Here is a 22,264-nt window from a genome sequence, read left to right as displayed (position 1 = left end):
TTTATCTACTGATATATAACCAACCTGATTTTGGCGATGTTGTGCCGTCACCAAGTTCTAAGGTGTAATAATACGTTCCTACAGGAAGCTGATCCGAATCTCCTAATTTTGCTCTGTCCAATGACCTTCCATCCCAGGTATTGTCATAACCTATTGTGGTGAAGACCATGGTTCCCCATCGGTTATAGACCGTTAGCACATTATCCGGATATTCTTCTATACATTCGATAAAGAAAATATCGTTGGCACCATCACCGTTGGGCGAAAATTCATTGTACACCGTTAAACAGCTGGATTGGGTTACATCCGGTGTAGCCTCTGCCCTATCGTTATCTATGTTTAAATCGATTTGATCTACGTAAATCAATTCGGCCACATTGGTATAATCATCAACATCCGTAACCGTTACCGTCATTTCTAAATTCGCTTCGGTATCCACAGGCAAGGAAGGAATTTCCCAAGTGGACGTGGTTTCATTATACGCACCGTAATCCGCCGTATGGCTCACTAAAACATATCCAGAAGGCAAGACATCTTCAATACCAATGTTCGTAGCCTCGTATGCGTCATTATTGCCTACAATAACTCTAAACACTACCGTATCACCATGGAACGTCTGCGACTTGTCTACCATTTTACTGATTTCCAAATCCACACTTGGTGCATTTATGATGTGTAAAACCTCATCGTCTTCACTTTGATTTCCATCATCATTATTCGGACTAGAATCAGGATCAAACTGGTCCATTGCCGTAATCTGTGCAATATTGTCGTATTCACCAATTGCATTTGTTGGTGCATTCAAGGTTACTTCATAACTCACTGTTTGGCTTCCGACACCTACTGTGGCCATAGACCAAGTGATGGTATTTCCGGAAACAACGCCACCATTATTTACCGTACCCAAGGTATAACCGATTGGCAGCACATCTTCTACCGATACGTTGGTTGCGATACCCGGACCGTCATTGGTAACCGTCACTTCAAAAGTTACCGTATCACCTGCATTTGGTGTTGGATTGGATGCCGCGCTCAAATTCTTAGATAGACTTAAGTCCGCTGGAATCAATACAATTTCAGCATTGTCCTCGTCATCTTCGCTTTGATCGCCATCGTCATTATTCGGACTAGAATCCGGGTCCAATTGGTCAACCGCCGTAACTTGAACCGTGTTGAAATACTCACCATCAGTATTTGTAGGCACGTTGATAGTTACCTCAAAAGTTATTGTTTGGCTCGTACCGCCAGGTACCGTAAGTCCGTTCCAGCTGATAGTATTTCCGGTTTGGATTCCGCCATCGTTAATAGTCGTTACCGTAAATCCTGTAGGCACATAATTTTCAAGTGCAATACCCGTGGCATCATCCGTACTGCTGTTGATAATCTCAATGGAGAATGTTAATATATCACCCGGGTTACCCGAATCCGGGTTCACCGTATTTACGATTTCCAAATCCGAAGACTGCAGTCGCATAGAAACGGCATCCTCATCATCTTCACTCTGATCACCATCCTCATTATTAGGCACAGAATCTGGATCATACTGATTAACGGTAGTTACCTGAACCGTGTTTAAATATTCATCTGCTACGTTCGTAGGATTATTTACAGTCACATCATAAGTCAATGTAGTCGTCGTACCATTTGGAATGGTCAACCCTGACCAAGTGATGGTATTTCCGCTTTGTGTACCCGCATCGTTTACCGTAGTTACTGTAAACCCGTCAGGAATGATATTTTCTAGGGATACGTTCGTAGCATCATCCGGACCGTTATTTTGAACGGTTACCGTCAGCACCACTATATCACCAGGATTTCCGCTAGGCTGAGAAATGGTATTCGTTACTTCTAGATCCGCCAATTGTGGAATTACCTCAGCAGAAGCTTCGTCATCTTCACTTTGGTCGCCATCATCGTTGTTCGGAGCGGAATCGGAATCGTAATTCGTAGCCGAAATCACCTGCGCAATATTCAAAAATTCGTTAGGTGTAGCTGTTGGAGCATTTACCGTTGCAGAAATATCGATTGCAACTGAATTTCCATTGGGCAATGCAGGCAACGTCCAATCTCCCGAAACCGCATCATAGGTTCCATTACCAGCACCACTGGTGTCACCCATGTAAGTATACCCCGAAGGAAGCAAATCAGTTATAACTGTTCCGCCAATATCATCACTAGGCCCGTCATTATAAGCCGTCAACGTAAATGTTACCGTATCGCCCACATTAGGTGCCGCATCATCTACAATTTTTTCAATTCGAATATCAGAAGTTGCATTCACGGTAATCGTAACGCTATCGGTATTTTCACAAGTATTTCCATCGGTACCGATTACGGTATAGGTGGTCGTCACTAGCGGATAGACCGTATCACCATCGGTTACACCATTATCCCACACATAGGAAGTCGCTCCGGAGCCCGTCAAAGTAACTGGTTCCCCTGCGTTTATAGTCGTGGTAGTCGCATTTGCCACTACATTTGGCAATGGATGAATCGTTAAGGAAACCGCTGTTCTATTGAAACTTGTACACGCCGAAGTATCGTCACTGCTTTCCGCATAATAGGTTACATTACCCACTGCATCAAGAATTGGGTTGGCAACTACGTTTCCACCAGTTGCGGCATCATACCAAACTATACTTGCTCCCGCAGGCGCCGTTGCCGTAGCGGTCAACGTTTGTGTTGGGTTGGCATCACATTCTACCTGATCACCACCGCTAATCGGGTCGGCCGGAGTTGCTTCTATCGTAAGTGTAACAGCCGTTCTGGTACTACTGATACAGTTCGTCACATTCTCTACACTTTCCGCATAGAAAATAGCTGTTCCCACAGTAGATAAAGATGGGTCGGCAACCACACTACCGCCTGTTGGCGCATCATACCAAACTACAGTTGCATCCGCAGGTGGCGTAGCCGTAGCAGTCAACGTTTGAATAGGATTTTGCTCACATTCCGTTTGGTCACCTCCATTTGTTGGCGCATCTACAACTGGACAACTACAATCCGGAGCCGTAATAGCCAAAGTCTGCGTACAGGCATTTGGTGCCGTAACCGTTAACGTAATATTGTTTCCGGCAGGAACTCCTGAAATCGTCCAGTTATTTCCACCATTGTCTACTACTGTACCCTCTGTAGAAGTTACCGTTCCTTCGCTTACATCTACAGAAACCGAATAGGTCAATAAGTCCGGTGCACAAGCAGCCGCCGTTGCAATAGAAATATCTGGTGTATCTTGAATCGTTAAGTTTACCGGAGTTCTGGTAAAACTAGTACAAGAAGTTGAATTGTTTTCACTCTCCGCAAAGTACGTAATAGAACCAACCGTATTTAATGTTGGGCTGGCCACAACGTTTCCGCCAGTCGCCGCATCATACCAAACCACGCTTGAACCTGCAGGTGCAGTTGCCGTAGCAGTCAATGTTTGAATTGGGTTTGCCTCACATTCCGTTTGGTCTCCTCCGCTAACGGGTGCACTTGGTGCAGCCTCAATAGTTAGGGAAACCGCAGTTCTCGCTAAACTCGTACATGAAGTCGTACTATTTTCGCTTTGTGCATAGTACGTTGAAGTTCCTACAGTGTTACGGGTTGGGCTAGCAACGATATTTCCACCTGAAGGGGCATCGTACCAAACCACCGTTGAACCTGATGGCACAGTTGCCGTAGCGGTCAAAGTTTGAATCGGGTTTTGCTCACATTCCGTTTGGTCACCTCCGCTTGTTGGTGCAGTTGGTGCCGCATCAATAGTTAAAACAATTGCCGTTCTGGTGCTACTCACACAGTTGGTCACGTTATCACGGCTCTCCGCATAATACGTTACCGACCCTGTTGTATTTATAGAAGGGTCCGCAATTACACTGCCACCAGTTGGCGCATCATACCAAACTACAGTAGCATCTGCAGGTGGTGTTGCGGTAGCAGTCAACGTTTGAATAGGATTTTGCTCACATTCCGTTTGGTCACCTCCACTTGTTGGAGCTGCCACCACTGGACAGCTACAGTCCGGAGCCGTAATATCCAAAGTTCGTGTACATGCATTTGGTGCCGTAACCGTCAACGTAATATCAGTTCCGGAAGTGATACCCGAAATGGTCCAGTTATTCCCTCCATTATCTACTACCGTACCTTCGGTAGAAGTCACTGTGCCCTCGCTCACATCAACAGAAACCGAATAGGTCAATAAATCGGCAGTACAGGTTGCCGCAGTTGAAACCGTAATATCCGGTGTGTCTTGAATGGTCAAACTCACTGGTGTTCTGGTGAAACTTGCACAAGAACTTGAGCTATTGCTACTTTCCGCAAAATAGGTTACCGTACCAACCGCATTCAAAGTTGGACTAGCAACTACGTTTCCACCAGTTGCAGCGTCATACCAAACCACACTTGAACCTGCAGGTGCAGTTGCCGTAGCGGTCAAAGTTTGAATAGGTGTAGCCTCACATTCCGTTTGGTCACCACCACTTGTTGGGGCATTTGGTGTTTCATTTATTGTCAAAACCACAGCGGTACGTGTAGCACTCACACAATTGGTTACGTTTTGTACGCTTTCCGCATAATAGGTTATTGTACCTACTGTATTTCTTGTTGGGCTTCCTACCACGTTTCCACCCGTTGGCGCATCGTACCAAACTACAGTTGCATCAGCAGGTGGTGTTGCGGTAGCCATTAATGTTTGAATCGGATTTTGCTCACATTCCGTTTGGTCGCCTCCACTTGTTGGGGCAGCTACTATCGGGCAGCTACAATTTGGAGCTGTAATGGTTATAGATTCCGAACAAGAATTTGCCGCTGTTGTGGTTACCGTGATATTGTTTCCTGCAGGGATATTGGAGATTGTCCAGTTGTTACCTCCGTTATCCGTTACCGTTCCTTCTGTGGATGTTACGGTTCCGTTACTCACATCTACGGATACCGAATAAGTTGAAAGGTCTGCGGAACAAGTAGCACCTCCAGTGCTTTCTGTAATGGTAGGCGTATCTTGAATAGTAAGTACCACAGCTGTTCTGTTGTCACTCACACAAGATGTTGTATTATTTTCACTCTCCGCATAATACGTTACCGTTCCTACGGAATTTAGAGTTGGACTAGCAACTACAGTTCCACCCGTAGCAGCAGTATACCAAACTACACTAGACCCAGCTGGTGCCGTGGCTGTTGCCGTTAAAGTTTGAATAGGTGATGCTTCACATTCCGTTTGGTTGCCTCCACTTGTTGGTGCAACTGGATTCGGTTCAATTGTTAAGCTGACCGCTGTTCGCGCATGGCTAACACAACTGGTGCTAATATTTTCACTTTCCGCATAATATGTTACCGTACCCACAGCATTTAAAGTTGGGCTTGCAACTATGTTTCCACCAGTTGCAGCATCGTACCAAGTAATGGAAGTTCCTGGTGCACTTGAAGCAGTTGCAGTAAGTGTTTGGGTTGGTGTTACCTCACATTCCGTTTGATCACCTCCACTTGTTGGTGCCGCAGGAGCCGCTTGAATCGTTAGGTTTATAGCCGTTCTTGTTGTACTTGTACATCCATTTACATCATCAACACTTTCAGCATAATAGGTAGTTGAACCAACCGTACTCCATGTGGGGCTTGCTACTACGTTTCCGTTAGAAGCAGCATCATACCACACTACACTTGCACCTGTAGGAGCTGTTGCCGTAGCCGTTAATGTCTGAATTGGATTTTGCTCACATTCCGTTTGGTCTCCCCCACTTGTTGGAGCGTTTACCGTTGGGCAAGCACAATTAGGTGCATTGATGTTGATAACATCCGTACACGAATTTGCATCTGTTACGGTCACCGTTATATTATTTCCGGAAGGTATAACTGAAATCGTCCAGTTATTTCCTCCGTTATCGGTTACCGTTCCTTCACTTGAAGTTACCGTACCTCTATCCACATCTACAGAAACCGAATACGTAGATAGGTCTGCAGAACAGGTTTGCGAACTAGGCGTAACCGAAATGGTTGGATTGGGATGCATTGTTAACGTTACCGCTGTTCTTGTTACGCTCACACAACTACTACTTGTAGTTCTACTTTCCGCGTAATAAGTTATAGTTCCAACAGCATTTAAAGTTGGACTTACCTCACTACCACCTGTAGCGGCTGTATACCACATGACCGTGGCACCTGCGGGTGCAGTTGCTGTAGCTGTCATGGTTTGCGTAGGATTCGCTTCACATTCTACCTGGTCACCACCACTTGTTGGAGCAGCCGGAATAGCATCAATTGTCAACGTTACCGCTGTTCTTGAAAGTGAAATACAATTTGTAGTATTGTTTTGACTTTCGGCATAATAGGTAACCGAACCGACCGAACTCCATTCTGGACTAGCCACAACATTACCCGCCGTAGGAGCATCATACCAAGTCAATGTAAAACCTGAAGGTACCGTTGCCGTTGCGGTTAAAGTTTGAATAGGATTTTGCTCACATTCCGTTTGGTCACCTCCACTTGTTGGTGGAGCTGGCGCAGGTTGAATAGTAAGAGAAACAGCTGTTCGTGTTAAACTAGGACAACCTGTACTATTATCTTGACTTTCAGCATAAAAAATTTCAGTCCCGACAGAACTCCAATCCGGATTGGCGACTACGTTACCACCGGAAGCCGCATCGTACCACACTAAAGTTGAACCAGCCGGTGCAGTTGCAGTAGCCGTTAACGTTTGAATCGGGTTTTCTTCACATTCCGTTTGGTCACCACCACTTGTTGGTGCTACGGGTGCAGGTTGAATAGTTAAGGTTACTGAAGTTCTACCCACACTTGGGCATCCGTTTACAGTATCATTACTTTCCGCATAATAGGTTATCGTTCCTACTGTATTTAAAGTCGGGCTTGCTACAACATTTCCGCCAGTTAAAGCATCGTACCATATGATGCTTGCCCCTGATGGAGGTATTGCCGTAGCGGTCAAAGTTTGTATCGGGTCTTCTTCACATTCCGTTTGGTCGCCTCCACTTGTCGGAACTGGCGGAGCTGTATTTACCGTTAAAACCGCCTCGTCTGAAGTGGCATCCGAACAGCTTGCTGCTGGACTTGTGGCTATTGCACGATATCTATTTCCGCTCATGGCGAGGGTTACATTCGTTACAGTAAGTGTGTTTGTAGTTACTCCACTATGTGGTGCTGTATTGGTTAAATCATTCCAATTAGTGCCATCAAAAAGCTGCCATTGAATAACACCTGACCCAGAAGCCGCTACGTTAAAAGTAACTGTACCGCCTTCACAAACAGCTTCATTTGTAGGCTGCGTGGTTATGGTAGGTGCATCATACACATTGACATTTAATCTTGTTCTTCCTCCTTCACAAGTAGCACTTCCGTTTACACTTGATTGTGTTACCCAAAAAGATTGTTGCCCTGCTGTTGACGTATCAGGAGTAGTCGTTCCCGGAATTTCATTTCCACCCGTTGCCGCATCGTACCATCTTAAATTCGTTCCGGTTGCATGCGAATCTAATTGTGCTGAAGCATCACCGATACAATAATCAACTGGTGAATTCACAGTGGGTGCCGTTGGTATAGCGTAAACTATCACGTCTATTTGCGTTCGTTCACTCTCACATGTGGTAGAATCATCTATTTGACTTACATAATAAGAAGTAGTTCCTGCAACGGCCGTATTTGGTGTTGGCGCTGTTGCACTAGCTGTTCCCCCTGTTGCTACCGTGTACCATTGTAAGGTATGATTTGAAGGCGCCGTTGCCACCAATGGTGTTGCGGTTTCCCCTACACAATATTCTATAGGGCTATCCGCTGCTGGTGGAGCAGGTCTTGGTATTTGGTAAAGATCTATTGATAAGAAATTTTCACTGGTACACCCATTAGAATTTTGGGAATACACCGTATAGTTTCTAAAAAAATCAGCAGAAGCTGGTGCTGTGTAGGTCGTAACACCACTCGCTACCAAATTTCCGTTCCCGTCATACCAATTAGCTGTTTCACCACCCGCAACATCTACAGTTACAGACATCTCAGGAGGGGTATCTCCTTCGCAATATATGTATTCCGTTGAACCTGATGGTGGGTCTACATCATTCTCTACAGTGATATTAAAAGACCTTTCTGAAAAATTACCAGAAGCATCTCTTACAGTATATCTAATAGTAGTAGTACCAATATCAAATTGATCACCGCTATTAAGTCCGGTTCCATCCGTTCTGAAAATTACATAATCTGCTAATTCACAACTCGTATCATTAATATTTGTAACAACGGTTCCAGGAATCAACAAATCATCTAAATAAGCTTCCATACCAGAGTTGAACAAAGAGGAAGATGAATATCTAATCCTTATTTGATAATTCCCGATTAAGTTAAAAGGAATAATTTCTTGTTGAACCCCTGTTGTCGTGTAAGTCTTACTAAAAAAATCAGTAGTAACCGTATTTCCATCCTCATCCAATATATCCAAATGAATAGAAGGAGAGTTCGTGACTGCAGATATACTATGAGAAAAAGTAATTTCTCCAAAGCCATTGAAGTAAAAAACCGGCGTTGTCATTGAACTTGCAAAAAAGGCATTACTAGAAATTCCAGTGGAAACTAGATTACGGGAACCATTTATTTGGCCGCCATTAGTAATGGATGAACGCACAAACGTATAACATTGGTTAATAGCCGCTTCAAAATCCTGAAGCACGGGAGCTTCTCCTTCTCCAGGAGGACAGTTATCCGAAGCCGTTGGTTCTGCCCATGTATGTGGGGCAGTACATGTGTTAGGGTCTGCGGTTAAAGTTACATCAGTAGGGAAAGTATCAAAAACGGGATCTTGGTTATCATCTACCGTTATATTAAAAGAACAAGTAGAAACATTCCCTCCCGCATCTTCGGCCCTATAAATAACAGCAGTAGTTCCCGGCAGAAAAGAATCTCCCGGACTATAATTGCTGGTAACGCTCACTGCATCTGCAGAAGCCGTGGGGGGTGTCCATGTTACTACAGCGCTACACTCATCGGTTGTATAGGTTACTACAACATCAGAAGGCGGACAATTAGAAAACGTTGGAGGTGCATCGACTGAAACTTCATTAGAAAAAAAAGCTTCGGTATCGAAAACGGGAATTTTCTCTACAAATTCAATATTCGTAGAAAAACTTGATAAGCTTGCCAGAAGCAAGATAGCAAAGAACACTTTTGGTAGGTTTCGCATAATTTATGTAAAACTTCATGACATGCCCTAGATTTTATTCAATCTTAAGCATATGTAGTTATACATAACGCAAATTCCGCATCCTAATATTTGTAAATGCCAAAATTGTTGTGAATAATTAACAATTTGTTGTGTGCATGACTTTTAACAAGGTTATATTATTTAATAAAATGATAAAAACTTAAAAAACAGTGATTTAAAAAGTAGGTATTCAGCCACAAATATACCCTAGGGTATATAGAACCGAAGGCAGTACCAGTTATGCAATTATCGATAATCTGCACATCAAATTTTACTTAAAATATTGCCGAGGTCGACTACTGTTTTTTTTACCATTTCTGGTACCCGTTGTTATGTGTTTTATCCGTTAAAGGATACAATCCAACTATAGGCGTACCACCTTATACCTCATTCATAACTTATTCTTCAAAAACATCCATTGTTTAAATTGTGCGCTATATGCTTTATCCGTTAGCGGGTATAGACCTATAATAGACCTCCCTTTTTGAACTTCACTCATTACATAACTTTCAAACTGTGTCATTTGTAAACATTCATCAGCTACTATATCTGCAATTTCCGAGGGAATGACCATAACGCCATCATCATCTCCTACAATAAAATCACCGGGAAAAACAGCAACATCACCACAACCAATGGGCTCATTAACGGCAATAGCTTGGTGCAAAGTCAAATTGGTTGGGGCGGTAGGTCTGTTGTGGTAAGATGCAAAGTTAAGGTCGGCAATTTCGCCCGCGTCTCTGAACCCACCATCCGTAACCATACCCTCAACCCCACGTACCATTAAGCGTGTAGCCAATATAGAACCTGCAGATGCCGCTCGGGCATCCTTTCTACTATCAATGACCAGAACATATCCTTTAGGGCATTCTTCTACGGCAACACGTTGCAAATGTCTAGGATTTTGAAATACCGTAATAGGATTTAAGTCTTCCCTAGCAGGAATATAACGTAGTGTATAGGCTTTACCCACCATAGTAGGTTTTCCGCTCTTCACCGGCTTCACATCCTGTATAAACTGGTTCTTTAATCCTTTTTTGAACAAACAGGTAGCAATAGTAGCTGTGCTTACCTTTCTAAGTTTGTCCGTTGTAGTTTCACTTTTTTCTGCCATGTTCAGGTTGTTTAGGTTTTATTATTCTGCTTTTGCCCATGTCTCTTTTAGAAAGGTAAGGTCGTTTTTCATTTTGGCATATACTTGGTCCTTATCCATGGTAATTTGTTTTGCACCGTGTTCAGCACCTCCAAGATCATATTCTAGGTGTAGCGATACAGGTACGTTTATCTTATATTTTTTTAATAAAGAAAAGTAGCGATCAAAATCTACCATGCCTTCCCCTAAAGGTGTATTTACCGGCTTCCATTGGCCATTGACCTTTCCCCATTTAAAATCTTTTATAACGATTGACCTTATATACGGAGCAATACGCCGCAAATCCAATTCCCAACTCATACCTCCCTCTACAACTGCATGGCGTATATCATATTGGCAACCCAAATACCTACTCTCAGCAGATGGAAATAAAGGAGGCATGTCCCAAATAGGAGCGCCAACATGGTTTCCTGCGTGATTCTGATAACACCCTATCAAATCTAGATTACCGTTTACCATCTCTAGTTCCTTAAAAAGTTTCTGGTAAGTTCGTTGACAATCCTCTATACTTTGGTCATCAGGATAACTGAGCCACCCGGTCCTATAATGTGTTATACCCAACTTACTAGCTGTTTTTAGTACTTTTTTGTCAACATCTGTTTTAAATTCGAGAACATTGGTTGTCATCATTTTTGGGCTAAGACCATACTTTTTCATAGCTTCAATGGCCTTAGGCAAGTCGCGCTCCACATTTTCTGGAAGTATATGTCCCTTAGGCCTCACGGTTAAATCCAAACCATTAAACCCTATTTTGGAAGCTACCTCAGACATTTCTTCATACCCTAGAAATTGCAAGTGTTTTGAAAATAAATAAACCTGAAGGTCATTCTCCGACTCATAGGGTCCTGATGAAAACGAACTTACCAGCGGCAAAACAGGTATTGCCAAGAGTCCAGAACCAGACTTTTTTAAGAAGTTTCTACGGTCCTGCATACGCTCAGAATTACTCATAATTAACTATTTAAGATATATTTTTTTACTTAACATTTTGTTAATAGCCAAATATAGTTATATTTGGTAAACCAAATTGGTTAACCAATTTTTTAACAGATGAAGAAAAAAGAAAATTTTATTGTTATTCTAGTAGGCCTTTGTGGTACCGGAAAGAGCATTGCCGGTCAGAAGGTTGCACAAAAACTAGAAATCCCCTTTTTTGATGCCGATGTTGTTCTTCACCCTGAATTACAGGAAGATAAGAAAAATAATAATACTAACTCCAAATGGTTATCTGCCATTACAAACCTTATTGAAGAAGAGTTCTCAAAAAAGGGCTGTGTAGTTTCTTGCTCCATATTAAAGAAAGAACAACGACTACAACTTTCTGAGAATCTAGGTCATGAAATTGATTGGATTTTTATGAGCGGTACCTACGAAGCTATAAACCAACGTCTAGAAACAAGTGGTACTCAACGACAAACTGAATCTTCACTAGAGTCAGACTTTCAACTTTTAGAGATTCCAAAGCGGGCTTTGACCGTAGATATTTCTTTTTCGGAACAGGAAATTGTAGATACCATCCTAAAATATCTAGCACGTAAATACGGTTGAAAAGTTGTTAAAAACAGTAAACCGTTAAAATTCAAGATATAATACCCCAATAATTTGCTCAACAAAAAAATATTTCTATTTTTGGTAAACCAAACTGGTTAACCAATTTAATTATCTGATTTTGGTCTAATACACGAACATGATAAAGAGCCAATTTAAAATTACTTTACAAATTCTAACCTTATTATGGTTTGTATCCTTTAATGGATACACCCAAGAGCACCCTAGTCTTATATTAACAAAAGACGGAGTTCAGAAAATAAGGAAAGAATTAGGTAATGTGCCTCTTTTTGATGCTTCTTTAGAACACGTAAAAGCTGAAGTAGATGCGGAAATCGCCTTGGGAATTGATACGCCAATTCCAAAAGATTATTCCGGTGGGTACACGCACGAACGTCACAAACGCAATTTTTTAATCCTCCAAAAAGCTGGTGTACTTTATCAAATTTTAGACGATGAAAAGTACGCTGAATACGTAAAAGCAATGTTGTTTCAGTACGAGGCTATGTATAAAGATTTGCCCGTACATCCGCAAACGCGCTCCTATGCCCGTGGCAAACTATTCTGGCAATGCCTGAACGACTCCAACTGGTTAGTGTATGTTAGCCAAGCGTACGATTGTGTTTACAATTACCTTACTCAAAAAGAGCGCAAGCGGCTGGAGAAAAACCTTTTTAGACCTTTCGCCAATTTTATATCCATAGATAATCCCCAATTCTATAACCGTGTTCATAATCACAGTACCTGGGGCAACGCCGCCGTAGGCATGATCGGTTTAGTAATGGGTGATGATGAATTGGTACACCGTGCCCTATATGGTATTGAAGATGACGGACTACCTATAGATGCAAAAGATAATGACGGTGGATATATAAAAACGGAAGGCCAAGAGGTAGGTTTTCTTGCCAATGTAAACGAACCTTTTTCTCCGGACGGTTATTATACTGAAGGTCCCTATTACCAGAGATACGCCATGTACCCATTTTTAATTTTTGCTCAAGCACTGCACAACGTAAGACCCGAAGTAAAGATTTTTGAACATAAGGACAGCGTACTCCTAAAATCAGTAAATGTGCTTCTCAACCTTTCTGATGCGGATGGAGAGTTTTTTCCGTTGAACGATGCGCAAAAAGGAATGTCCTATAAATCACGTGAAGTGGTTACCGCTGTAGATATAGCCTACCAATACGGAGGGCACAACCCACAACTACTGAGTATTGCCAATGAACAAGGCCAAGTTTTATTGGATGATTCCGGGCTAGCCGTGGCACTGGGTATTAGAGATGGTGAATCCACAAAATTCCAAAAAAAGTCCATCAATCTTACAGATGGTGCCAATGGAAACGAAGGAGGTGTAGCTATCCTTAGATATGGTAATGAAGACATGGCGCTAGTCTATAAATATGCCGCACAAGGTTTAAGTCATGGCCACTATGACAAACTATCCTTTTCGCTCTATGAAAAAGGAAAAGAAATAGTTCAGGATTACGGTTTGGCACGTTTTGTAAATATAGAACAAAAAGGAGGTGGCAATTATTTAAAAGAAAATAAAACTTGGGCCAAACAAACCATTGCCCACAATACCTTGGTACAAAACCAGACCTCGCACTTTAATGGAACATATGAAATTGGCAGCAAGCACCACTCAGAACTTTACTTTTTTGATGCTTCGGACACCAATCTAAAAATCGTTAGTGCCAAAGAAAGTAACGCCTATCCCGGAACGGAAATGCAAAGAACCATGGCACTTATTAAAATTGATGATTTTGAAAGGCCTTTTGTTCTGGACATTTTAAAAGTTGCGTCGCAAACAAAAAATAAATATGACCTCCCCTTCTATTTCATGGGACAAGTTATACAGACCAATTTTAACTTTAGTTTCCCTAAGATAGCAGAACCTTTAGGAAGTGAAAACGGCTATCAACATATTTGGTCGGAAGGTTTGGGCAATCCCAATGCAGACAACAGCAAACTAAGTTGGCTTGAAAATGGGAAGTTCTACACATTGACCACTGCCAGCCAAAAAGAAGATGAACTACAATTTGTTCGTATTGGAGCCAACGATCCTGAATTTAATTTAAGGAGGGATGCAGGCCTTATCATTAGAAGAAAAAATACACAGAATACCACATTTGTTTCGGTAATAGAATCGCACGGAAACTATAGTCCGGTTTCTGAGTTTTCGGTTAACTCAAATAGTGCAATATCTAAAATAGAACTTGTGTCAGATACAAAAGAATACACGTCCGTAATAATACAAATCAAGGCTAATGGAGAAAAACTAATGCTCGTAATGGCCAACAATGATAAAGATCCGGACAAAGAACATACTATAAAAATTAAGAACAAGGAGTACCGCTGGACGGGTCCTTATATATTTATCAAAATCAAATAAATTATAGATTATGGAAACTTTTGGAGCAAGTAAAGAATTTTTAATAGGAGAAGATATCCCGTGGGAGACTGTAGGCGAAGGTGTTCAGCGTCAGATTATGGGGTATGATGATAAAATCATGCTTGTAAACGTAAAATTTGACAAAGGCGGAATTGGGCCAATGCATGAACACTATCATTCACAAGTAACCTATGTAGTTAGCGGAAAGTTTGAAATGACCATAGGAGAAGAAACAAAAATCCTTAAAGGAGGCGACTCTTTCTATATTCCACCTCATGTTATGCACGGGACAACATGCCAAGAAGCAGGGGTATTAATAGACGTCTTCAGTCCAATAAGAGAAGATTTTATGGCTAAAAAGTAAGCCAGAGATTAAACAAGGGAGTCAGTTGTGCAAGTAGTAGCACCACAACTACTGCCGTACTCCCTTTCCACAAAGACGGTTTAGATGGTATTTAATTATCATTTTAACAAAATGTAGTTCTTTAAAATAGTAGATAGCCAATTTTAACACCAACTTTTCTTGATATTAATTTTTATTTAACAAACTATTAAGTTATATTTGGTAAACCAAATTGGTTAACCAAAATGGAAAACCAATTAATCTATAAAATTTAGGCTAATATTAATTAAAGAAACAATTCATGAAAGTATAAGGTACCCAATAAAAAAAGGATGGGTGCACGCCCATCCTTTTAAACTGAAATTACTTCATTCTGAAGGGAAGTAATACTAAGAACATGTACATTTTACTATACACGCTCATTACAAAAATACAAAAATTCAGGGATCTTAATGAGTTTCGTGCATTAGTAAGTTGAAGATTGAATGAGATGATGCTGATCATCCTCATTTGGGGCTCTAGCCTTAAACCGATGAACATTACTAACTTAACATTATTCAAATGAATTTAAAAACTCAACTAACACTTATAGCTTTATTGTGTCTCAACATATCGCTATTTGCCCAAGATGGATCTACCATAACCGGTACGATCGTAGACGAGGCCAACGTACCTATTCCCGGTGTAAACGTAATTATAACGGGAACTACAACAGGTACTTCCACAGACTTTGATGGAATTTATTCTATTAACGCTTCCAGCGGAGATATTCTTCAATTTTCCTACATTGGTTATGTAACTCAAAACGTAACCGTAGGCAGTCAGTCAACCATAAACATAACCATGGTTGAAGATGCCGCCCTATTGGAAGAAGTTGTAGTAGTGGGTTATGGTACGCGAAAAAAATCGCACCTAACCGGAGCTGTTTCAAAAGTAGGCGGTGACGAAGTAGCCGCTATTCAAGCGGCACGTGTAGATGATGCATTGGCCGGTAAATTACCAGGTGTATTAATCCAAAATCAAGATGGTGCGCCAGGTGCAGATCCAAAGATTCAGGTAAGGGCTGCTTCATCTATATCAGGAGATTCAAGCCCATTGATCGTTGTAGACGGCTACCCAATCTCAGGAAGTCTGGCCACAGTTAACCCTAACGATATTCAAAGCTTAGAGGTTTTAAAAGATGCTGCTTCTGCTGCAATTTATGGTTCTAGGGGAGCTAACGGTGTAATCCTGATTACCACTAAAAAAGGTAGGTCGGGCAAAGCTACTTTTAGCTATAATGCTTACACCAGTTTTTCCAGCAAATACAGAGACAACATACTTGCTTCAGGACCTGAATGGGCGGAGCATTCACGAGCCGAAATTGCTGCGGGTAACTGGGCCGGTACGGTAGAGACTAATGACCCTGCTTTCTTGGAATATAGATTAAATGCTTATGAAAATTCTCCAGGAGCAATAAGCCCAGAAGATTGGCTTTTTCAAAACGGGAGTACCGTTAGTCATGATTTTAGTATGAGCGGAGGAACAGATGATGTAAATTATTTTGCTTCTATAGGCTATCAAAATGCCGAAGGTGTTGTTAGAACACAAGGCTATGAAAGACTCAACGCACGTTTAAATATTGACGCCAAATTAGGAGAGAAATTTAAAACCGGATTAAATTTCAATGGTTTTACTTCTCATAGAGACATTTTAGGTCACGATATGAGAGATTTATTAAGATCCTATGGTGTACATCCAGTTTATCATACTAATGAATCCATTGCTTTTGTTCAACAATTAGACGCTCAAGCTCAAGCCTTAGGACTGGCACCATTTGACAATGGTTATAGAGGTTCTGGTTACGAAGCGAATAGCATCTACACTCTAGAACCAGGAATGGCCGCACAAGATTGGCATTATGGTAGAGCTAACAATGGTATTGGTGGTTCCGGTGATGCAGGTCCTGCCGCTAAGCTTGACAATACAGATAGTTGGGAAAAAACATTTTTCGGAAATGTTAGTGGTTACTTACAGTACAGTATTATAGACGGATTGAATATTAAAACCGTACTAGGTGGAGACCTTAGAGATACCCAAGCTTATCAACACAGATTACTTGGATTTGACTCCAGGGCAAGAGATTCTCAAACTTTCAGAGATCAAACAGATTTAAAAGTATCTTCTGTATTAAGTGAAACTACGCTTAACTATGCCAAGGTAATAGGTAAACACGATATTTCTGGAGTTGCTGGTCTTGAATTTCAAACCACAACTTTTAAAGGAACTGCTTTAGACGGTGCAAATGTACCAGAAGGCGATATTCTTAATTACAACCTATTTACCCCTGCGGACATAACCGTGACCGAAAGAGACGAAACTAGAGTAAGAGAAAGTGTCTTTGGAAGAGTTAACTATGCCTATGACGATCGTTTCCTAATCTCTGCTTCAGTTAGAAGAGATGGTGATTCTCGTTTTGGAGCCAATAAGAGATATGAAACTTTCCCAGCCCTATCTTTAGGATGGAACATTCATAATGAAGCCTTCTTAGAAAACAGTGAAACTTTAAGTCAGTTCAAACTAAGGTTCAGCACAGGTTCCCTAGGTACAACTTCTTTCTTAGGTTCTTATGATGCCTTAAGCCTTTTAGACCCTCAAGCAACAGTTTATGGAACTGGTTTTCTAATTCCTGACAACGTAGCAAATGCAGATTTAACGTGGCAGACCAACACGGAGACCAACTATGGTGTTGATTTAGGTTTGTTTAACAACAGAATTAGATTGGGTGTGGATTATTACACTTCCGATATTGAGGATATCTTAATTAACCAAAGTGTTTCCGAAGTATTGGGAACCACTTCAATTGTTCTCAATTCCGGAGATGTTAGAAGTTCCGGTTTAGAATTTGAATTGAATGCGAGCGTTATACAATCAGATAATTTCTCTTGGAGTTTTGGAGCTAACCTATCTACAGTTGAAACCGAAATTACAGATTTGGGAGGTTTGGACGAACTACCTCAAGCCATCTACGGACAAAGTGGTAGAGGCCCTGTATTTAGAAACTATATAGGTGGAGAAATTGGTGAAATGTGGGGATTAGAAACCACTAGAGATGTTGAAATGAGATATTTAGCAGATGGAACAAGACACCCAAACAATCAATCCGGGGAATCCTATATTGTAGATCAAAACGGTGATGGCGTTATAGACAACACAAAGAGTGTTGAAGATGGTGGAGATTTAGTGAAAATAGGACAGAATACACCTGATTTTTACTGGGGTATGTCTCATAATCTTAATTACAAATCTTTTGATATGTCCTTTCAACTTCAAGGATCTCATGGAGCGGAAGTTTACAATATAGACCCTTTATACTACGAATCGCAATGGGGCGGAAGATTAGTAAGCACTTTTGATGCCGTTGGAGCTTTTGAAGATGACGGCGTAACACCAAAAGGTGATGGTATTGCCGATCACAACGGTGAGTTCTATACAGCTAACAGAAACCAAACAGATGCCGTAATACAAGATGCTTCTTATGTAGCCTTGAGAAACTTAACTATTGGTTACACATTAGATTCTGATGTAACGAGTCAAATAGGTATAAACTCCGTTAGATTATATGCCGCCGCAACTAACTTATTGTACTTATGGGCAGATAATTATACTTCATATAACCCAGAAGGTGTACAGACTGCAGGTAGTGATTACTTAGGACCAACAACTTACGGTGCTCAAGTAGGTGCAAGTCCAATTGTAAGAAGCTTTACTATCGGTTTAAATGTTAACTTTTAAATAAAAGAAATGAAAAACATATATAAATTATTGGGATTGTTGCTAATCATAACCGCATGTGATAGTGATCTAGATCAAGTTCCGCCAAATATTGCCAGTTCAGACTCTTTAACAGATTTTGATGGTGTTTTAAATGCGGCATATTATTATCAACTTGGCACCAATACGCCAATGGCAGTAATGGGTGAATTTAGAGCGGACAACGCTTTTATGGATGAACCTCCTTATACCGAGTTCGATACCTATAACGGAGGAATAACCGCTATGGAAGACCAATTCTTTGGCCCTTTCTATACCGCTTTGTACAAATCCATATTGAGTGCAAACAATGTAATAGAAAACTCAACGAATGTTACAGATATAGCCGAAGCTAAATTTCTTAGAGCCTTATCTTACTTTAAGTTGGTTCAAGTTTTTGGCGATGTTCCTGTAAACTTGTCCGCAGCACCTAGCCTAACGGATTCATCTATTTTAGAAAGACAACCCGCTACTAATGTTTATAATAACGTAATCATTCCTGATTTGAAGGATGCAATTGCCGCTTTGGACATTGAAATTGTAAACGGAAGAGCCTCTAAATTTGCCGCTCAAGGATTGTTGGGAAAAGTATATGCCACTATGGGTGATTATTCTAGTGCCGAACCTCATTTGGCCGCCGTTGTAAACGGAGCTGCAGCTGCCGGAATAAGCCTCAAAGATAATTTTAACGAAGTTTTTGGTGCCGCCAATGAGGTAGAGAATTCTGAAATAATATTTTCTTCGCGAATAGAAAGCTCCATTACAGACGAATATTCATTTGCTTCTCGCTTCTGGAACTGGTTTGTGGGAGACGATTCAAAAGCTGATTTCCCGGTTGACCCGGACCTAGTTGCCGCATTTGATGAAAGTGGTGCTAACGGTGGTGGTACAGACTTAAGAAAAGCAGTAACGCTTGACTCCTTGGGTACTACTGCCATAAAATTCCCAAAAGAAGGAGGTTTAGGTGGTGATCATGACTGGATTGAACTAAGGTTAGCTGATGTTATTTTATTATATGCTGAAACATTAAACGAAAATGGTGCTCCCGCTACAACCGTACTACCCCTATTGGACGATATAAGATCACGAGCCGGTTTAACCAGCTTAACCGGAACCATAACCACACAAGCAGATGTGAGGCAAGCCATTCTTGATGAAAGAAGATTAGAGTTGGCCTTTGAAGGACAAAGATGGTTTGATTTGGTAAGAACAGGTTCTGTAGATGCCGAAATGGGAGAAACAATTAATAGCAATTACCATTTATTCCCAATTCCAATCTCAGAAGTATTGGCAAGTGGTGGTGTTATTACCCAAAACCCTGGTTACTAATTACAGTACCAAAGGTTAATGAACTGATAACGAACGTCTAAAAACAGTCGTAACAAATACAAATAAAGAATAGTAGAATTGTTGTTTTGAGTTAGATTGAGAGTAATTTTGCCGACTCGCTCACCACGGGTCGGTAAAATTCAAAAAACGCTTAGAACACCCCTAAAATCGTAACTTTTTTAATTCAAGAAATACTTTTTTTGTAGTTTAGAATTTTATAATTTTAACAAACCAATCTGGTTAACCAATTTATAATATACATCAAATATGAAGTTAGAAATACTTACAAAACATGAGAACAAAGAAGTTCAAAATGCAATCATTTCTAATATTCGTGATTTAATCAATTACAAAAATCTAGAACCAGGTGATAAGTTGCCTGCAGAACGTGTACTTTCCGAAAAGTTTGGTGTAAGTAGAAGTAACGTTCGCGAGGCCATTCAAAAGCTTGAGTTCTACGGTATTTTAAACTCAAAACCGCAGAGCGGAACGTTCATTGCCGAGATTGGTCAAATTGCCATGAACGGTATGATAGATGATATTTTGAGTTTGGAAGATCAAGATTTCAAATCATTGGTTGAAACCAGGATTTTACTGGAACTAAAAACGGTTAAATTGGCTGCTTTAAGAAGAACCGACGAAGACCTAGAACGCCTAAAATCTGCTTTTGATGCTTACAAGACCAAGATGATAGCTGGCGAAGATTGTTTGGAAGAGGATTTGCTCTTTCACCTTGCCATAGCTTCGGCAAGTAAAAATAGTACAATGAATACCCTTATGCTATTGATAACCCCAGAGATTATCGTTGCATATGACAAAGACCGTGTCTGTGATGGAGATGTTGCATTGGCAGAAGTAAAAAAGCACGAAGACATCTATTTGTCCATATTGGAACAAAACCCGCAAAGAGCCAAAGAAACAATGAAATTACACTTTGCCAAATTGTACGATTACATTTATGGCGAAGACAGAAAAGTAAAAATACTAGAAGGATAAAAGTGCACGATTTATCTTTTTACAATTCATATACTGAAGGGAAACTAATACTAAAAAAGCTTATCCAATGAAGGTAAACGGCTAAAGTCGAACATACCAATCCTATTACACAACACGTATTTAAACATCTTAAATACAGGCTTTTAGAACTAATAATTCTCCTATCCCATAGAACTAGGACAGCCATTCGTGTATCCAATTATAAAGAATAATTTAAAAGAACGAAGATGAAAGTCAAAGGTTTAAGATGGTGGGTTATAGCCCTAATTTGTTTGGCAACGGTCATTAATTATATAGACCGTACCGCTTTTGGTGTTATGTGGCCAGAGATGGGCAAAGATTTGGGAATGGATGAGTCGGATTATGCCATTATGCTCAATGTTTTCATGATTACCTATGCTGCCGGAAAGTTTCTGTCCGGTAAGCTTTACGATATGATAGGTACCCGTATGGGGTTTGTCGTTTCCATAGTAGTGTGGTCCGTAGCGTCAATATTACACGCTTTTGCCAGAGGCCTAATTTCCCTAACACTTTTTAGGGCTATGCTAGGTTTAGGCGAAGCAGGTAACTGGCCAGGTGCGGTTAAAAGCAATGGCGAATGGTTTCCCGTTAAGCAAAGGGCCATTGCACAAGGTATTTTTAATGCAGGTGCATCATTGGGAAGTGTAATAGCACCCGTACTGATCGCTTATTTATATGGTCATTTCGGATGGCGTTCCACCTTTATCATCATTGGAGCCATTGGGTTGTTGTGGGTCATTCCGTGGTTGTTCATCAACAAGGCCAAACCGGAGAAACACCCATGGATAACAGAAGAAGAACAAAAATTGATTCTTGCCGATAAAATTGCTTTAGGCCCTTCAACGGAGGAAAAGGAAAAAGGCCTTTCCGTGGCAAAAATCCTAAGCTACAAAGAATCATGGGGAGTACTTTTGTCCCGCTTTTTTATAGAGCCTATTTGGTGGTTGTTCGTTGGTTGGATGCCACTTTACCTCAACTCTAAATTTGGTTTTAGCATTGAGGAAATAGGGTCTACTATTTGGATTTCCTATCTAGGCGGTATGGCGGGCAGCATCATAGGAGGCTGGTATTGCGGTAAACTCATGGAGACCAAAACTGTAGATGCGGCAAGAAAGATTACGATAACCATTGGCGGCGCATTGATTTTCATGGGTCTACTCGGAATAATTTTCTTAGTAACGGAAAAGAACCCTATGACGTTTATTTATATCGTGGCAGTGGTACTCTTTGGCTTTCAATTTGCCATCGGTAATATTCAAACTATTTCAAGTGATCTTTTCCGCGGACCATCTGTGGGTACTTTGGCCGGTTTGGCAGGTACCGTTGCGGCAGTATCGGTTATCATAATGAACTCATTGATTCCTATGATTGCATCCGTATCATATACCCCCGCATTTATTGTCATCGCGGTACTAGCTCCTCTTGCAGTACTATCAATATTTGGATTAATAAAGAGAATACGACCCGTAGAATTGGAGTCAGTTTAATACATATAAAAATTCACTAACAGTAACT

At 40.9% G+C, this 22,264-nt stretch carries 10 protein-coding genes; 7 read left to right on the top strand and 3 right to left on the bottom strand.

Going from position 1 to position 22,264, the window contains the following annotated elements; all coding sequences use genetic code 11:
- Position 1 precedes the first annotated feature (1 nt).
- The 3 genes from Q4597_RS06760 to Q4597_RS06750 form a co-directional block, all read right to left on the bottom strand.
- Positions 2–9,151, bottom strand: a complete 9,150-nt coding sequence (locus Q4597_RS06760) for a gliding motility-associated C-terminal domain-containing protein (protein ID WP_303405397.1) — start codon at positions 9,149–9,151, stop codon at positions 2–4.
- A gap of 412 nt (positions 9,152–9,563) precedes the next feature.
- Positions 9,564–10,286, bottom strand: a complete 723-nt coding sequence (locus Q4597_RS06755) for a ribonuclease activity regulator RraA (protein ID WP_303405395.1) — start codon at positions 10,284–10,286, stop codon at positions 9,564–9,566.
- Positions 10,287–10,307: 21 nt separating this feature from the next.
- Positions 10,308–11,276, bottom strand: coding sequence for a sugar phosphate isomerase/epimerase (locus Q4597_RS06750; protein ID WP_303405393.1), 969 nt, complete (start codon positions 11,274–11,276; stop codon positions 10,308–10,310).
- A 99-nt stretch (positions 11,277–11,375) separates the two neighbouring features.
- Between Q4597_RS06750 and Q4597_RS06745 the strand changes: the two genes are divergently transcribed.
- The 7 genes from Q4597_RS06745 to Q4597_RS06715 all read left to right on the top strand — a co-directional run bounded on the left by Q4597_RS06745 (position 11,376) and on the right by Q4597_RS06715 (position 22,236).
- Positions 11,376–11,873, top strand: coding sequence for a shikimate kinase (locus Q4597_RS06745; protein ID WP_289039119.1), 498 nt, complete (start codon positions 11,376–11,378; stop codon positions 11,871–11,873).
- A gap of 139 nt (positions 11,874–12,012) precedes the next feature.
- The gene (locus Q4597_RS06740; protein WP_303405391.1) at positions 12,013–14,268 is read left to right on the top strand and encodes an alginate lyase family protein; all 2,256 of its coding nucleotides are present in this window, start codon (positions 12,013–12,015) and stop codon (positions 14,266–14,268) included.
- Positions 14,269–14,278: 10 nt separating this feature from the next.
- A complete protein-coding gene (locus tag Q4597_RS06735) occupies positions 14,279–14,632 on the top strand; it encodes a cupin domain-containing protein (protein WP_303405389.1) in 354 nt (117 codons plus the stop codon).
- A gap of 540 nt (positions 14,633–15,172) precedes the next feature.
- Entirely contained in the window at positions 15,173–18,385 is a 3,213-nt protein-coding gene (locus Q4597_RS06730; RefSeq protein WP_303405387.1) for a TonB-dependent receptor, read from the top strand.
- Between the two features lie 9 nt (positions 18,386–18,394).
- On the top strand, positions 18,395–19,732 hold the full coding sequence (locus Q4597_RS06725; RefSeq protein WP_303405386.1) for a RagB/SusD family nutrient uptake outer membrane protein: 1,338 nt from the start codon (positions 18,395–18,397) through the stop codon (positions 19,730–19,732).
- A gap of 267 nt (positions 19,733–19,999) precedes the next feature.
- A complete protein-coding gene (locus Q4597_RS06720; RefSeq protein WP_215438318.1) occupies positions 20,000–20,728 on the top strand; it encodes a FadR/GntR family transcriptional regulator in 729 nt (242 codons plus the stop codon).
- Positions 20,729–20,955: 227 nt separating this feature from the next.
- Complete coding sequence (locus Q4597_RS06715) at positions 20,956–22,236, top strand: MFS transporter (RefSeq protein WP_215438319.1); 1,281 nt, start codon at positions 20,956–20,958, stop codon at positions 22,234–22,236.
- Positions 22,237–22,264 lie beyond the last annotated feature (28 nt).

This window comes from Zobellia sp. 1_MG-2023 (assembly GCF_030549125.1).
GTDB classification, from domain to species: domain Bacteria; phylum Bacteroidota; class Bacteroidia; order Flavobacteriales; family Flavobacteriaceae; genus Zobellia; species Zobellia russellii.
The sequence above is the reverse complement of the archived record's forward strand: the minus strand, read 5'-3'. Positions and strand labels throughout refer to the sequence as shown.

Bases quoted from the DNA above. Each gene is read 5' to 3' on its own strand.
- Q4597_RS06760 (WP_303405397.1), bottom strand. From the start codon at position 9,151: ATGCGAAACCTACCAAAAGTGTTCTTTGCTATCTTGCTTCTGGCAAGC.
- Q4597_RS06755 (WP_303405395.1), bottom strand. From the start codon at position 10,286: ATGGCAGAAAAAAGTGAAACTACAACGGACAAACTTAGAAAGGTAAGC.
- Q4597_RS06750 (WP_303405393.1), bottom strand. From the start codon at position 11,276: ATGAGTAATTCTGAGCGTATGCAGGACCGTAGAAACTTCTTAAAAAAG.
- Q4597_RS06745 (WP_289039119.1), top strand. From the start codon at position 11,376: ATGAAGAAAAAAGAAAATTTTATTGTTATTCTAGTAGGCCTTTGTGGT.
- Q4597_RS06740 (WP_303405391.1), top strand. From the start codon at position 12,013: ATGATAAAGAGCCAATTTAAAATTACTTTACAAATTCTAACCTTATTA.
- Q4597_RS06735 (WP_303405389.1), top strand. From the start codon at position 14,279: ATGGAAACTTTTGGAGCAAGTAAAGAATTTTTAATAGGAGAAGATATC.
- Q4597_RS06730 (WP_303405387.1), top strand. From the start codon at position 15,173: ATGAATTTAAAAACTCAACTAACACTTATAGCTTTATTGTGTCTCAAC.
- Q4597_RS06725 (WP_303405386.1), top strand. From the start codon at position 18,395: ATGAAAAACATATATAAATTATTGGGATTGTTGCTAATCATAACCGCA.
- Q4597_RS06720 (WP_215438318.1), top strand. From the start codon at position 20,000: ATGAAGTTAGAAATACTTACAAAACATGAGAACAAAGAAGTTCAAAAT.
- Q4597_RS06715 (WP_215438319.1), top strand. From the start codon at position 20,956: ATGAAAGTCAAAGGTTTAAGATGGTGGGTTATAGCCCTAATTTGTTTG.